Below are 14404 nucleotides of genomic sequence, written 5' to 3'. Positions count from 1 at the left end.
AGGCACCGCTGCCGACGCGCAGCGGTGCCTTCTGCGAACATCAGTGCACGAGGACCGGCGTGCTCTCCGCGTCCGCTGCGCCCTGCGGCAGCAGATCCTCCTTGCGACCGCGCACCATCGTGGCGGCGATGATCGACGCCAGCACCATTCCGATCGCGGCGGCGATGAAGGTCGCGCTGTAACCGTCCGCCAGGACGTCGAGGCTGACTGCACTCTGCCCGCCGACGACGGCCGCGTAGACGGCCGTGAAGACCGAGAGTCCGATCGATCCGCCGATCTGCATGGCCGAGTTGGTCACAGCGGATGCGACACCCGCGTCATGCGGCTTCACGCCGGTGAGGGCCACGTTCTGCAGCGGGATGAACACCGACGCCATGCCGAAGCCCATGACGAGCAGTGCCGGAGCGACCTGGACGAAGTAGTTGCCACCGGGCGTGATGAACGACAGGTAGACGAGACCGGCGGCGACGATGAGCGGGCCGCCGATGAGCAGCGGACGCGGACCGACCGTGCCGAGCATCTTCGTGGCGAGCGGAGCGAGAAGCATGGTGCCCAACGGCAGCGGAAGGCTCGCGAGCCCAGACTCGAACGCTCCCTGCCCGAGCACGATCTGCAGGTGGAACGTCAGGTACAGAGTCGCACCGATCATCACGCTGCCGGCGACGGCCTGGATGAGGAAGGCACCGCCGCGCACCTTGTGCGTGACGACGCGCAGCGGAAGCAACGGGTTGCTCACCCGGGTCTCGACCCACACGAACACGGCCAGCAGAACCACGCCGAGCGCGATGAAGGTGATGGTCATCGGGTTGGCCCAACCGGTCTCGGCGAGGCTGAAGCCGTAGACGAGTGCCCCGAGACCTGCGGTGACGAACAGCGCACCCCACATGTCGTAGCGGTTGTCACCGTCGGCTTTGCTCTCGCTGAGGAACAGCGCACCGCCGATGAGGCCGATCGCGACGAAGAAGAGGTTGACCAGCAGGCACCACCGCCAGTCGAGGAACTCCGTGAGGAATCCGCCGAGCACGAGGCCGACGGCCGCGCCGGCACCGGCGACGGTTCCGAATACCGCGAACGCGGTGTTGCGCTCCTTGCCGGACGGGAACAGCGTCGTGAGCAGCGCGAGGGCGGCGGGCGCGAGCATCGCCGCGAACACGCCCTGCAGAGCGCGACCGAGGATGAGCTCCCAGCCGGCCATCGCCAGACCGGCGTAGAGCGAGGCGAGGCCGAAGCCGATCATGCCGACCATGAAGGTGCGCTTGCGCCCCCAGTAATCCGAGATGCGGCCGCCGAGCAGCAGCAGCGCCCCGAACGCCAGAGCGTAGGCGGTGACGACCCACTGTCGCAGGTGGTCGTCCATGTTCAGGGCGACCTGTGCCTGAGGAAGGGCGATGTTGACGATGGTGCCGTCGAGGACGACGACGAGCTGGGTGAGCGAGATGATGAACAGCGCCCACCATTTGGCCTTGGGGTGAGCGCGCAGGGTCGCAGACATGGAAAAACCTCCGGTGTCGTATGAGGATGCCGGAGGTTTCAAGCCTCGGACCAGCCACCGTTCTGGGCGCTGACCGCCTCAGCGAACGGTGCTGAGCAGAATTCCATTGTATCGAATATGAACCTGTGGATTCGAGCCGGAAGGTCCCCTGACCCACCCTCACCATGACGATCGACACGCGGTCATGCAGTGTGCGAGATGCACCTTCACCTGTGCGGCGTGCGGGGCTGCGCGATGCGAGATCTGGGCTGCCCTCCGCCCTGCAGGGCCGGATTTGACCCTCCGGCGGGGCTTGTGTCCTCATCCTTGCAGGTGCGACACGATCCGTAACAGAGCGTCACACGCCGCAGCGGTCATCGACGGCGCAGCAGCCCTGCGTGCTCGGGGTTCTGCGCGAACCACTCGGCGACGTACCAGCAGACCGGATCAACCTTGCGATCGCCGCGGCTCTGGATGTCGTCGACCGCACCCTCGACGACTCGCGCCGCATGCCCGTTTCCGCGGAAAGTCGGGATCGTGAAGGCCCTGGTCAAGGCGATCGTGCTGCCGTCGTCGCGGTAGTCGAGAGCGCTCACGAGCACTCCGTCACGGGTGAGGGTGTATCGCGAAGCATCCTTCTCATCGGTGAGGATGAAGCCGTCGACGATGTGCGAACCAGTCATCATTCCACGGTAAGCCCACCCGCGGACACAAGGTTACGTTTTGACACGACACGACTTTCTCAGTAATAATCCACCCATGACCACCAACGCGCGCCCCTCGTCCGCCCAGGAGGCGAACAGGACTGCCGGGATGATGATGCCCGGCTGCGTTGGCATGTGTTGCCGAATGTGTAGCTGACCCCAGCCGCCCCGCCACGCTCCCCGTATTCGCGATCTGCGAAGAAGGAGCCCGAGCACCCACCTGCGTGCTCGTTCCCGGCCTTCTCGGTCATTCACGCAACACATCCGAGCCGTATCGGCTCACCCTTCGCAAGGAACCCATCATCATGTCGAACATCGCAACCCTCGAGCGTTCTGCCACCCGCGCCCCTCATCTCCGTGCTGTTCCGCCGCTCATCGAGCAGGCACCGGCCGCGGTCGCACCGGCCGTACCAGCAGACCTTCCCGCGACCCGCTCACCGCGCGGCTTCGCCCTCTACGTCGGACTCGATGAGATCAAGGCCGCCGAAGCCGGCGTCAGCCTGCCGCTGCTCGTCGACGCCCTCCGCCGCACACTCGCCGAACTCGCCCCCGGCGCCGAGACCCACGCCACCGTCGCCCTCGCGCCGCACGGCTCGGGCGGACGCGACCTCGACGTCGTGCGCCTCGCCCTTCAGGAGCCCGGTGCGATCGCCCGCACCAAGGCCGCGGACGAAGAGGAGAAGGACGAGGACTACGGCGTCACCGTCGACATCTCCCGCAAGCGCGTGCTGATCGACGGAGACTCGGCAGCGTTCACATACAAGGAGTTCGAACTGCTGCAGTACCTCGTGCTCCGCGAGGGGCGCACGATCGAGCGCACTGAACTGGTCGGTGCCCTCTGGCAGTCGCCGGATGACGAGACCCCCGGCGAGCGCACGATCGACGTGCACGTGCGTCGCCTTCGCGCCAAGCTCGGCCGCTACGAGGACATCGTGCGCACGGTCCGCGGCGTCGGCTACCGCTTCGACCGTCACGCGGACGTCGTGATCCGCTACGGGCACGGCACGCCTTCGCCCGACCGCTTCTGAGGGGTTGATTTTCCAGCTCGCGCTCGTTCATAACTCCTCAAGAAACAGCCGGGATCAGCACGAATGACGCGGTTCCGCGGCAGGATCGGCGATCTGTGAGGAGTTGTGAACACCGCGGTGTCAGCGGCGCGACGTAGGGTGTTCGCATGACGACGACAGCGGATGCCGCACCCGCAGCACACGCTCCGATCGAGTCGCCGCGCACCACCGTGTACCGTCCTGCGCACCCGTTGAATCTGTTCCGCACGGTCGGCGTGCTCATGCGCGGGCCCAAGGATCCGACCATGCTCGTCGACGGCATGGCGCTGTGGCGCGCGAGCCGCACGCCCGCCGGCGTCGCGACCCTCGCGCTGCGGCAGAGCAGCGAAGGGATTCACGCGACCGCGTGGGGCCCTGGGTCGGACTGGGCACTCATGCAGCTGCCCGCGCTCTGCGGCGCGGACGACGACGCGAGCGGCTTCGATGTCTCGAGCCTGATCGCGGCGGGGCATCCGCACCTCGCCGACGTCGCTCGCCGTACGGCCGGCACCCGCCTGACCCGCACCGATCTCGTCTTCGACGCACTCGCGAGCTCGGTGATCGAGCAGAAGGTCACATCGTTCCAGGCGTTCGGTGCATGGCGCACCCTCGTCACCCGGTTCGGCGAACACGCACCCGGTCCGAGCCCGAGGCCGATGTTCGCGCCGCCGACGATCGACGGCTGGCGCCTCATCCCGTCCTGGGCCTGGCACCGTGCTGGAGTCGAACCTCCGCAGTCGCGTGCGATCGTGCGTGCCGCCGAACGCGGTGAGCGGATCAGCGCCGTCGTGCTCGCTGCGCAGACCGGCGCGGAGCGCGACCGCATCCTCACCAGCCTTCCCGGCATCGGGGCGTGGACGTCATCCGAGACACGAAGCCGCGCCCTGGGCGATCCAGATGCCGTGAGCGTCGGTGACTACCACCTCGCTCACCAGGTCGGCTACGCGCTCACCGGTGCACGTGTCGACGACGACGGGATGCTGGAGCTCCTGGCACCTTGGACGGGTCACCGGCACCGCGTCATCCGGCTCATCCTCGCCAGCGGTCTGCTCGAAGCGCGCCGCGGCCCTCGACTGGCGCCCGAGGATCACCGGCGACGCTGACTCGTGTTCAGGTCGCGACCCTATGCTGAGGGCATGGCGGCGACGAAGAAGCAGCGGTGGAGTTGGCTCGGCGGCACGGTCGTCCTCGTCGTGCTGGGCGTGGTGATCGGGCTCATCCTGCAGAACGTCTGGCTTGGGCTGCTGCTCGCCGCCGTCGTCTCACTCGTGTGGCTCATCGCGGTCGAATCGCGAAAGGGCGGCAACGCCGGGGTGAACGACGAATCCAACGGCATCGAGCTCTGACGCCCCCGAGCGATGTCTGAGACTGCGACTACAGTCGAGCGCATGTCGACCGGCATCCTCGAGACCCCTGTCGGGAGGCTCACCGTGTTCAGCGACGGCGAGTCGGTCACCCGTGTGTCGTGGCGCGGCGCACCGCCGCCCGAGAGCGACGCCGCAGAACCGGACCCGGTACTGCTCGAGGCGATGCGGCAACTGCGCGCCTACTTCGACGGCCGGCTCACGCGCTTCGACGTGCCCTTCGATCTCGGGCACCAGACCGAGACCACCCACGCCGTCCTGACCGCACTGGCCGAGACCGTCGATCACGGCGAGTCTGTCACGTACGGCGAGCTCGCTGCGAGAAGCGGCACCAGCATCCCCGCGCGCGGCGTCGGCGCGGTCATGGGCGCCAACCCCGTGCCGATCATCGTGCCCTGCCACCGCGTCGTCGCCAGCGACGGGCTCGGCGGGTACTCGGGAGGCGACAGCGGACAGGGCCTTCTGACCAAGCGGTGGCTGCTGGAATTCGAGGGCGCACTTCCGACGGCACTGTTCTGAACCGGATCAGCAGCACCCCGTCGCGCGCCGGCTGACTCACGAGAAGACGGGCGTCACCTCGGCCGCATCGAATACGTGAGCGGGTACAGCTCGGCGATCAGCGCCACGAAGTCCTCGAACGGCCCAGCGCCGCGCTCGTCGAGCTCGGCCGATACGGTCGGCAGCCGGATCATCCGGGAGAGCCGGTCGGCGATGCCGGGCGCACGGTGACGGTGGTCACGCCGTCATCGTATCGACTGCACGCAGCGCCAGAGCGTCGGCTTGTCCGGGTCGCGCACGACAGTGGCTCGCGGCGCGCTGACACGACCCGTAGACTGTCGGCCATGGGTTTGATAGTCAAGAGTGCGCTGTTCGACACGCGCTGCTTCACGTTCCGCGACCGCCGCGCCTGACGGCGCGTTGATGGTCGAATAACGCCACTGCGCGTCGTCGTTCCGGATGTCCTGCACCCGGAGGCGCGTTCGCCCTGCCCTCGCACGCCCGCTCCCGGGTGCTCCTTCCTCACGACTGGAGCGCACCTTGCGACCTCGATCCCATACCGGTGGCCGACACGAACTCGGCCAGAACTTCCTCACCCATCGCCCGACCCTCCGACGGCTCACGACGCTCACCGCTGCCACCGACGGAGCGATCCTCGAGATCGGCGCCGGCGATGGCGCCCTCACCCACCACCTCGCTCGATTGGGACGAGACCTGCGCGCGATCGACATCGATGCGCAGCGTGTCGATCACCTGCGCACACGTATCCGCGGCGCGAGCATCCAGCTTGCCGATGCCATGCTCGAGCCGTTGGATCGTCCGGTGATCGTCGGCAATCTCCCCTTCCATCTGACGACGCCGTTGCTGCGCCGACTGCTGTCCACTCACGAATGGCAGCACGCGATCCTGCTCACGCAGTGGGAGGTCGCGCGCAAGCGCGCCGGTGTGGGCGGGGCCACCATGATGACCGCGCAGGCCGGACCCTGGTACGAGTTCCGCCTGCACGAGCGCGTGCCCGCTCGCCACTTCCGGCCGATGCCGGCCGTGGACGGCGGCATCCTCACGATCGAGCGCCGCACGACGCCGCTCCTCCCGTTTCGCGATCGGCAACGGCATCCGCCGGATTCTTCGGGCTGAAGGACATCCGACGGTGGGCATCGACCGCGCGCTCAACGGCGCCGGCATCGCGCGCGCGGCACTGCCGAGGGACCTCACTCCCGGACAATGGGCACGACTGTGGCAGCTCCTCGGCGAGAACGGCCGAGGGACAAGAGGACAATAGAGGTGTGAGTCTCTTCGCCTTCGGTCCGTCGCGTGGCCCTCGGTGGCAGTTGGGGCTGCAGGCCGCGATCGGGATGGCGGTGCCGATCGCCGTGATGACCCTGCTGGGCCATCCGACTCTCGGCTACATCGCCGGTTCCGGCGCCTTCACGGTGCTCTTCGCCGGCGCTGCTCCCGTGGTCGAGCGGGCCAGAGTACTGCCCATCATCGCGGCAGGGCTGATCGTGAGCGCAGCGCTCGGGGCACTCGCCGGTGCGAACACCTGGTTGGTCGCCATCGGCATCGTCGTGATCGCCCTGGCCGCGGCCGGGCTCGCATTCGGATTCCGCCTCGGCCCGCCGGGACCGATCTTCTTCGTACTCGTCTTCGGTCTCTCCGCCCAGGTGACCGCGCACGCCGCGATCGCACCGCTCACCTACACCGCGACGATCGCGGCCGGCTGCCTCTTCTCGTACCTGGTGGCGCTGTCGCCGCTCGTCATCCATCGCGTGCGCTCGCATCCGGCGCGCCCGCTGCGCGAGCTTCTGCCGGGCCCATCCTTCGACGATGCCTCCCGCCTACTGCTGCTGCGTGTCGCCATCGTCGCCGTACTCGGCGTGCTGATCGGGATGTTCGTCGACCCTGACCGCAGTTACTGGATCGTCGGAGCGGCCATCGCCGTGATCGGTGTCGCCGCAGATCGTCGAGCCGCGTTCCAGCGAGGGCTGCACCGGATGCTGGGGACCGTACTGGGCGTCGGCGTGTACGCACTGCTTGCCCTGCTGCATCCGTCAGGCCTGTGGATCGCGCTCATGCTCGGCATCATGCAGTTCTCGGTCGAACTCGTGGTCGTACGCCACTATGCACTCGCCCTGATGATCATCACACCCCTCGTGCTGCTGCTCACCGGGGCGGCGACCGGGCAGATCGGATCGATGGACGTCGCGCTGGAACGGATCATCGACACACTCGTCGGCGCGGCGCTGGGCGCAGCATCCGGCGTCCTGCACCCGAAAGCGGCGAAGCCGGCCTGATTCGGACCTGTTCAGCCGATCGCGAGCTTGATCAGCAGAGCTTCGAGTTGCGCCCGCTCGGCCTTGTCGAGAGGGCGCAGCAGCGCCTCCTCTGTCGCCAGATGAACGGGATACATCTCGTCGATCAGCGTGCGGCCGCTCTGCGTCAGCGTCACGACCCGGCCTCTTCCGTCCTCGGCGAGCGGATGCCGGGCGACGAGGCCGCCGGCCATCAGGCGATCCACACGTTTCGAGGTCGCCCCGGCAGTCACCATCGTATGTTCGGCGATCTCGCCCTGCGGCAGGGCGAACGGATCCCCTGCGCGACGAAGCGCGCACAGCACGTCGAACTCGCCCTCGCCGATCCCGAAGCGGCGATAGTTCTCGATGAGCGCAGCGGTGAAGTCGTCCGAGATCCGACGCATCCTGCCGATGACGGCCATCGGGCTGGGATCCAGCTCCGGTCGCTGCTCACGCCACTGCTCGACGAAACGCGCCACACGATCGATCTCAGACATGCGACCCATCTTACTTTCCGTGGAACATATACTCGTTTCCATGGAAACTGTTACGTCGCGCCGGATGCGGCTCTGGAACCGTGCCCGCTGGCCGCTCATCGCAGCGATCGGACCCATCGTGTTCGGATCGACGTACTGGGTCACCCGGGAGTTCCTGCCCGCCGACTCACCGCTGTGGGGGTCGGCCATCCGCGCGTTGCCGGCCGGACTCGTTCTACTACTGGTCGTGCGGCGGCTCCCGCACGGCGCATGGTGGTGGCGTTCGATCGTCCTCGGCACGCTGAACATGGGCCTGTTCTTCTGCCTGGTCTACGTCGCAGCACAGCTGCTTCCATCCAGCGTGGCCGCATCCGTGACCTCAGTGGCGCCGCTGATGATCGCGGCGTTCGCCTGGCTGATCCTCCGCGAACCACCGACGGCACGTGTGCTCATCGGCGCAGGCATCGGCGCCGCTGGTGTCCTGCTCATCGTCGGCACCGCCACAGGACGATTGGACGCCTGGGGCATCGCGGCATCCATCACGTCCATGGCGATGTCGGCTCTCGGCGCGATCCTCATGAAGCGGTGGAACGACGGCACCCCCGTGCTCACGGTCACCGCGTGGCAGCTGCTCGTCGGCGGCATCGAGCTGAGCATCGTCGCCGCACTCATCGAAGGCGCTCCGTCCGCCGTGACCCCGACCGAGTTCGCGGCGTTCGCCTACATCAGCCTGATCGCCACCGCTCTCGGCTTCTTCTGCTGGTTCAGCGGGTTCCGTCATCTGCCTGCCGGTGTCGTCGGTGTGATCGGGCTGCTCAACCCCGTCACCGGTGTCGCGCTCGGGGTGCTGATCAGCGGCGAGACACTCAGCGCACTGCAGCTGATGGGCATCGCACTCGTGCTCGGCAGCATCGTGCTGGCGAATGCGAGGCGACGACCCACCGGGGTCAGCGCGCGGACGCACCACCCGAGGGCCCCGTCACCAGCTCCATCGTCGCCGGATCGCGATCGACGAGCTCGCCGGCAGTCGCGGTGATGACCCGGCGCATGGCCGCTGCGGCGCGAGTGGGATTGACGTCGGAGCGGTGGGCGAGACCGATCGTGCGGATTAACCGCAGATCGATGAGCCGTGTCGAGCGCAGCGTCGGCCGATCGAGCAGGACCATCGCCGGCACCACCGCCACCCCGAGGCCTCGCTCCACGAACCGCAGCACAGCATCCATCTCCGCGCCCTCCACCACCGGCGTCGGCGCGAGCCCGGCCGCACGGAACGCAGCATCCGTCACCCCTCGCAGGTCGTAGCTCTCGGCGAAGAAGACGAGCGGCAGACGCGATAGCGCCTCGAGGTCGATGCCTTCGTCTGCGACCGGTGCGTGCTCGGCAGAAGAGACGACCACGAGCTCCTCAGTGAGCAGCGGAGTGCGTACCAGCGCCGAGACTGACACCGGGAGGGCATCCGACAGTGTGATGAGCGCCATGTCGACTGTGCCGGCGGCGAGCTGCTCGATCAGGACATTCGACCCCGCCTCCGTGAGCAGCAACTCGACGCCCGGATGCGTCGCATGAAAGGCCGCCATCGCCTCGGCGACGAGGCTGATGCAGAGCGTGGGGGTGGCTCCGAGGCGCACCCGGCCGCGCTGAAGCCCGGCGAGCTCACCCATCTCGGCGCGGATGGTGTCCGCATCCGCCAGCATCCGCCGTGCACGGGGAAGCAACGTCTCACCCGCGTCGGTGAGCGTGATGTTGCCACGAGCACGATGGAACAGCTCGGCGCCCAGCTCGATCTCGAGCGACGAGATCTGGCGGCTCAGCGTCGGCTGCGCAAGGTGCAGCTTCGCCGCGGCCTGCGTGAAATGTCCGAGATCGGCGACTTCGACGAAGCCGCGCAACTGCTCCAGGTTCATACTTTCACGCTATCAGGACAAGTCAATCTATGCATTGGAGTTATCGATGAGAAGTTCTTAGCGTGGATGCATGAGCACTCGCGAACGACAGATCTCCACCACCGTCCTCGTCATCGGCACGGGCGGTTCCGGCCTGCGCGCCGCGATCGAAGTCGCAGAGCGCGGCGTGGACGTGCTGGCCGTCGGCAAACGGCCTCGCGCCGACGCGCACACCGCGCTCGCGGCAGGCGGCATCAACGCCGCGCTCGCCACGATGGATCCAGGCGACACCTGGCAGCAGCACGCCGCCGACACGATCAAGGAGAGCTACCTGCTCGCGAACCCGCACACAGTCGAGGTCGTGGCGCAAGGCGCCGAGCGCGGCATCCGCGATCTCGAGCGCTGGGGCATGGACTTCGCGCGTGAGGACGACGGGCGCATCTCTCAGCGCTTCTTCGGCGCGCACACCTTCCGTCGCACGGCATTCGCCGGTGACTACACCGGGCTCGAGATCCAGCGGACCCTCGTGCGGCGGGCCGAGCAGCTCGACGTGCCCATCCTCGACGGCATCTACATCACGCGCATCCTCGTGAAGGACAACGTCGTGTTCGGTGCATACGGCTTCGATCAGAGCGACGGCACGCGCTACCTCATCCACGCGGATGCCGTGATCCTCGCCGCGGGAGGGCACACGCGCATCTGGCGCCGCACTTCGTCACGACGCGACGAGAACACCGGCGACGCGTTCCGGCTGGCCGTCGACGCCGGCGCGCGCCTGCGCGATCCGGAACTCGTGCAGTTCCATCCGTCCGGGATCATCGAGCCCGAGAGCGCGGCGGGCACCCTCATCTCGGAGGCCGCCCGCGGTGAGGGCGGCCTCCTGCGCAACGCCCTCGGCGAGCGCTTCATGGCGAAGTACGACCCCGAACGGATGGAGCTCTCCACCCGCGACCGCGTCGCACTGGCCGCGTACACCGAGATCAAGGAGGGTCGCGGCACCGAGAACGGCGGCGTGTGGCTCGACGTCTCGCACCTGCCCCGCGAGACGATCATGACCCGGCTCCCCCGCGTGTACCAGACGATGATGGAGCTGCAGATGCTCGACATCACGACCGACCCGATCGAGATCGCCCCGACCGCGCACTATTCGATGGGCGGCGTGTGGGTGCGCCCTGAAGATCACGGCACCGACGTCGACGGGCTCTACGCGATCGGCGAGGCGTCGAGCGGATTGCACGGCGCGAACCGCCTCGGCGGCAACTCCCTGATCGAGCTGCTCGTGTACGGGCGCATCGTCGGTCAGGCGGCGATCGCGCACGCCTCATCTCTGGATGCACAGCGGAGATCTCCTGAGGCCATCGCGCAGGCGCGGGCCGAGATCGACGACCTGCTGGCTTCGGACGGTCGGGAGAACGTGCGCGCGCTGCAGCGCGCGATCCGCAACACCATGACCGAGCACGCCGGTGTGGTGCGCTCCGCGGAAGGGTTGCGCGCCGGCCTCGCCGAGCTCGACATGATCGAAGGACGGATGGATGACATCGGCATCCACCCCGACATCGCAGGGTTCCAGGACCTCGCGCACGCCTTCGATCTCAAGGGCTCGGCTGTCGCCGCGCGCGCGACTCTCGAAGCAGCACTGGAGCGCCGCGAGACCCGAGGAGCCCACAACCGCAGCGACTTCCCGGACGAGGATCCGACGTTGCAGGTGAACCTGGTCTGGTCACCGAGCACCGGCGTGACGCGCGAGGAGATCCCGCCGGTGCCCGCCGAGATCCAGGATCTGATGCGCGAGGTGTCGTCCGAGGGCAAGCTCGTGGAGTGACCTGTCGCCGAACGCCATTGAGGATCGCCGGTGCGCGGCGCAGACTGGTTGCATCCGCGCACCCATCCGAAGGAGCGATCATGCCGAATCTCAACCCCTACCTGTCCTTCCGCGACACCGCCCGTGAGGCGATGCAGTTCTACCAAGGCGTCCTCGGCGGAGATCTCGCCGTCAGCACGTTCGGCGACATGCCCGACAGCGGGACCGCCGAAGGCGAGGAGAACCTCGTGATGCACGCGCAACTGAACGCTCCGGGCGGGCTCGTGCTCATGGCGTCGGACACCCCCACCGGCATGGAGTACGAGACGCCGCAGGGGATCTCGGTTTCGCTCAGTGGCGGCTCAGTCGACACCGACTACCTGCACCGCGCATGGGAAGGCCTCGTCGATGGCGGAACCGCCACCATTCCGCTGGGCGAAGCCCCCTGGGGCGGCGAGTTCGGCATGCTCGTCGACCGCTTCGGCATCTCGTGGATGGTCGCGATCGAGGATTCGTTCGCGACGTCGTCCGACTGAGTCGCTACGCCGTGTACGCGATGCCGGATGCGATGGTGATCAGCAGGATGCCGGGGAGCATGTAGTTGATGTACGACTCATCCGAACCGGTGTCGATCGCCCCGCCGAGCACGTACACGAACAGGAGCATCAGCGCGATCGGGGTGACCGCGGTGGTGATGATCGTGTCGGGGCTGCGGAGGATGTGGGTCAGCGACCGACACGTGAGGACGCGCATGTCGCTGAGAACGTGGGAGGCCATCAGAGGTCCTCTCCTTGGTGCGCTTCGACAGACTCAGCGATCGAGTTTGCGCTCCCTGAGCCTGTCGAAGGGTCGCCGACGAGCGCGAGGAAGACGTCCTCGAGGGACGGCTGCTTCTCGATGTACTCGACCTTCGCCGAGGGGAGAAGTTGCTTGAGTTCGGCGAGCGTGCCGTTCTGGATGATGGTGCCCTTGTGCAGGATCGCGATGCGGTCGGCAAGATGCTCCGCCTCATCGAGGTATTGCGTGGTGAGGAGCACAGTGGTGCCGGCCTTGGCGAGATCCTTCACGCTCTGCCACACCTCGATCCGCGCCTGCGGGTCAAGGCCCGTGGTCGGCTCGTCGAGGAAGATGATCGGCGGATTGCCGATCAGGCTCATCGCGATGTCGAGTCGGCGTCGCACGCCGCCGGAATACGTGGCGGCCTTTCGCCCACCGGCATCCGTCAGCGAGAACCGAGCGAGCATGCCGTCGGCGATCGCACCCGGGTTCTCCAGGTGACGCAGTCTTGCCACGAGGATGAGATTCTCACGGCCGGTGAGCACTTCGTCCACCGCGGCGAACTGACCGGTCAGGCTGATCGACTGGCGTGCGTCATTCGGACGTCGAAGTCGACGCCGCGCAGCACCTCGAGGTCCTTGAAGGACTTGCGGATGCCGCGCACCTGGATGGCCGCGGTGGTCATGAGCGGGTCTCCTTTCCGATCGCCTGGTCGAACGCCTTGTTGAGGCGGGCGCGCTCCTTGTCGATCCATTCCTTGCCCTGGTAGGACTTGGCGAACGTCTCGGTGAAGTCGACCGGGTCGTCGCCGACGATGTCGCGCACAGGGGTGCCGTCGACGGACGCCCGCTCCCAGAGGTCGACGAGATCCGTGAACATCTGAGTGATGGTGTCGCCGCTGGTGATGCCGCCGTAATACAAGAAGTACCGGTGCATAGCCGTGGCGTTCGGCGAGGAAACGCCACGTCCCCCAGAACTCGACGAGCTGCTCTCGCCCCTGCGGGTTGATGGAGTAGACCTTGCGCGGCGGGCCCTTCTCGGAAGGGACCTTCTCCACGTCCACGAGACCGCGCTGCTCGAAACCAAGTACCGGTACTTGGCAACAGTGAGTACCGAGGTTCTTCTCAGGTCTCCCGGTACGCTCGAATCCATGCCACACGAACACCGCCAGCAGCGCGCGAAGCCGGTCTCGAACACCAAGGCGGTCTCCACTCGCAACGCGACATTCCAGTACTGGGAGACGCTGCTCGGCAACCGCACGAAGCGAAATCGCGCTGGCGAGATGATCGTGCAGTGCGTGCGCCCCATCAACCTCGTGCTCGAATCCGACCTCGAGGTGCGGGCGGTGCTGATCACGCACACGAACAGGCGCTCACCCTGGGCGTCCGAGACGATCGCCGCCGTACAGGCGACGGGCGCCGCGTCGTGGCTGGTCGCGCCTGAACTCATGACTGAACTCGGCGAGAAGGAGGAGGAGCCACCGGAGCTTCTGCTGATCGTCGCGATTCCCGCCGACGACCTGTCCCGGCTTCCAATCTCGGCCGATGCCCTCTTCGTCGCCCTGGACCGCCCGGCCTCCCCCGGCAACATCGGCTCGATCGTGCGCTCGGTGGATGCACTCGGCGGCCACGGCGTGATCGTGACCGGGCATGCCGCCGACCCTTATGACCCACGCGCGCTGCGCGCCTCCACCGGATCAGCCATCATGACGCCGACCGTCCGGCTCCCCGGCATCCATCCTGCTCTCGAATGGATCGAGAAGCTGCGCGCCGACGGCGTCGAGATCCAGATCGTGGGAACGGCTGAAGACGGTATGCACGACGTGTGGGATGTCGACCTCACGAAGCCGACGCTTCTCGTGACAGGCAACGAGCACTCCGGCATGTCGGCGGCCTGGAAGGAAACGTGCGATGTGCTGACCCGCATCCCGATGACAGGTCACGCTTCTTCGCTGAACGCCGCGAATGCGACCGCGGCGATCCTCTATGAGGCGACCAGGCAGCGCCGAACGGCGGGCCGCACGACGCACTGACGCGATCGCGTTCACACCGCGCATCCAGGGGACACGGAGGTTCTGCACAGAAGCACTG

At 67.3% G+C, this 14404-nt stretch carries 13 protein-coding genes and 5 pseudogenes; 10 read left to right on the top strand and 8 right to left on the bottom strand.

Annotated elements, in window-relative coordinates:
• Window positions 1-40 precede the first annotated feature (40 nt).
• Window positions 41-1492 carry an MFS transporter gene (locus J1M43_RS14100; protein ID WP_033105144.1) on the bottom strand — a complete coding sequence of 484 codons (1452 nt, stop codon included), beginning with the start codon at window positions 1490-1492 and terminating at the stop codon, window positions 41-43.
• 353 nt (window positions 1493-1845) lie between these two features.
• Window positions 1846-2154 (bottom strand): GNAT family N-acetyltransferase, encoded by a 309-nt coding sequence (locus J1M43_RS14095; protein ID WP_052166740.1) that lies wholly within the window; start codon window positions 2152-2154, stop codon window positions 1846-1848.
• A 326-nt stretch (window positions 2155-2480) separates the two neighbouring features.
• Here J1M43_RS14095 and J1M43_RS14090 point away from each other — a divergent pair, with 326 nt between their 5' ends.
• The 6 genes and pseudogenes from J1M43_RS14090 (at window position 2481) to J1M43_RS17120 (ending at window position 7377) form a co-directional block, all read left to right on the top strand.
• Window positions 2481-3203, top strand: coding sequence for a winged helix-turn-helix domain-containing protein (locus tag J1M43_RS14090; RefSeq protein WP_033106288.1), 723 nt, complete (start codon window positions 2481-2483; stop codon window positions 3201-3203).
• A gap of 146 nt (window positions 3204-3349) precedes the next feature.
• Window positions 3350-4324, top strand: coding sequence for a DNA-3-methyladenine glycosylase (locus J1M43_RS14085; RefSeq protein WP_033105145.1), 975 nt, complete (start codon window positions 3350-3352; stop codon window positions 4322-4324).
• Between the two features lie 33 nt (window positions 4325-4357).
• Window positions 4358-4567 carry a hypothetical protein gene (locus J1M43_RS14080; protein WP_033105146.1) on the top strand — a complete coding sequence of 70 codons (210 nt, stop codon included), beginning with the start codon at window positions 4358-4360 and terminating at the stop codon, window positions 4565-4567.
• A gap of 42 nt (window positions 4568-4609) precedes the next feature.
• Window positions 4610-5104, top strand: a complete 495-nt coding sequence (locus tag J1M43_RS14075; RefSeq protein ID WP_033105147.1) for a methylated-DNA--[protein]-cysteine S-methyltransferase — start codon at window positions 4610-4612, stop codon at window positions 5102-5104.
• A gap of 519 nt (window positions 5105-5623) precedes the next feature.
• Window positions 5624-6365: pseudogene (locus tag J1M43_RS14070) on the top strand (rRNA adenine dimethyltransferase family protein).
• 4 nt (window positions 6366-6369) lie between these two features.
• The gene (locus J1M43_RS17120) at window positions 6370-7377 is read left to right on the top strand and encodes an FUSC family protein (protein ID WP_033105149.1); all 1008 of its coding nucleotides are present in this window, start codon (window positions 6370-6372) and stop codon (window positions 7375-7377) included.
• An 11-nt stretch (window positions 7378-7388) separates the two neighbouring features.
• On the opposite strand, the gene J1M43_RS14060 is transcribed toward J1M43_RS17120, so the two are convergent.
• On the bottom strand, window positions 7389-7874 hold the full coding sequence (locus J1M43_RS14060; protein ID WP_033106289.1) for a MarR family winged helix-turn-helix transcriptional regulator: 486 nt from the start codon (window positions 7872-7874) through the stop codon (window positions 7389-7391).
• Window positions 7875-7914: 40 nt separating this feature from the next.
• On the opposite strand from J1M43_RS14060, the gene J1M43_RS14055 reads away from it, so the two are divergent.
• Complete coding sequence (locus J1M43_RS14055) at window positions 7915-8889, top strand: DMT family transporter (protein ID WP_084595559.1); 975 nt, start codon at window positions 7915-7917, stop codon at window positions 8887-8889.
• Here J1M43_RS14055 and J1M43_RS14050 read toward each other — a convergent pair.
• Window positions 8801-9757, bottom strand: a complete 957-nt coding sequence (locus tag J1M43_RS14050; protein WP_033105150.1) for a LysR family transcriptional regulator — start codon at window positions 9755-9757, stop codon at window positions 8801-8803. The genes J1M43_RS14055 and J1M43_RS14050 overlap by 89 nt on opposite strands.
• A 70-nt stretch (window positions 9758-9827) precedes the next feature.
• Between J1M43_RS14050 and J1M43_RS14045 the strand changes: the two genes are divergently transcribed.
• A complete protein-coding gene (locus J1M43_RS14045) occupies window positions 9828-11558 on the top strand; it encodes an L-aspartate oxidase (protein WP_033105151.1) in 1731 nt (576 codons plus the stop codon).
• 80 nt (window positions 11559-11638) lie between these two features.
• Window positions 11639-12073, top strand: coding sequence for a VOC family protein (locus J1M43_RS14040; RefSeq protein WP_033105152.1), 435 nt, complete (start codon window positions 11639-11641; stop codon window positions 12071-12073).
• A 7-nt stretch (window positions 12074-12080) separates the two neighbouring features.
• Here the strand turns inward: J1M43_RS14040 and J1M43_RS14035 are convergent.
• The 4 pseudogenes from J1M43_RS14035 to J1M43_RS17215 form a co-directional block, all read right to left on the bottom strand.
• Window positions 12081-12314 (bottom strand): annotated as a pseudogene (locus tag J1M43_RS14035) (ABC transporter permease); the annotation flags it as partial.
• Window positions 12314-12999: pseudogene (locus J1M43_RS14030) on the bottom strand (ABC transporter ATP-binding protein). The pseudogenes J1M43_RS14030 and J1M43_RS14035, both read right to left, overlap by 1 nt.
• Window positions 12996-13259: pseudogene (locus tag J1M43_RS14025) on the bottom strand (DUF1048 domain-containing protein); the annotation flags it as partial. The pseudogenes J1M43_RS14025 and J1M43_RS14030, both read right to left, overlap by 4 nt.
• Window positions 13258-13545, bottom strand: a pseudogene (locus J1M43_RS17215) (PadR family transcriptional regulator); the annotation flags it as partial. The pseudogenes J1M43_RS14025 and J1M43_RS17215, both read right to left, overlap by 2 nt.
• Here J1M43_RS17215 and J1M43_RS14015 point away from each other — a divergent pair.
• Window positions 13465-14346 (top strand): TrmH family RNA methyltransferase, encoded by an 882-nt coding sequence (locus tag J1M43_RS14015; protein WP_206477070.1) that lies wholly within the window; start codon window positions 13465-13467, stop codon window positions 14344-14346. The pseudogene J1M43_RS17215 and the gene J1M43_RS14015 sit on opposite strands and share 81 nt — an antisense overlap.
• Window positions 14347-14404 lie beyond the last annotated feature (58 nt).

This window comes from Microbacterium sp. KRD172 (assembly GCF_017168295.1).
In the GTDB taxonomy this organism is placed as follows: Bacteria; Actinomycetota; Actinomycetes; order Actinomycetales; family Microbacteriaceae; genus Microbacterium; species Microbacterium profundi.
Note: the sequence above shows the minus strand (reverse complement) of the source record. Positions and strands in the feature narration are given on the sequence as shown.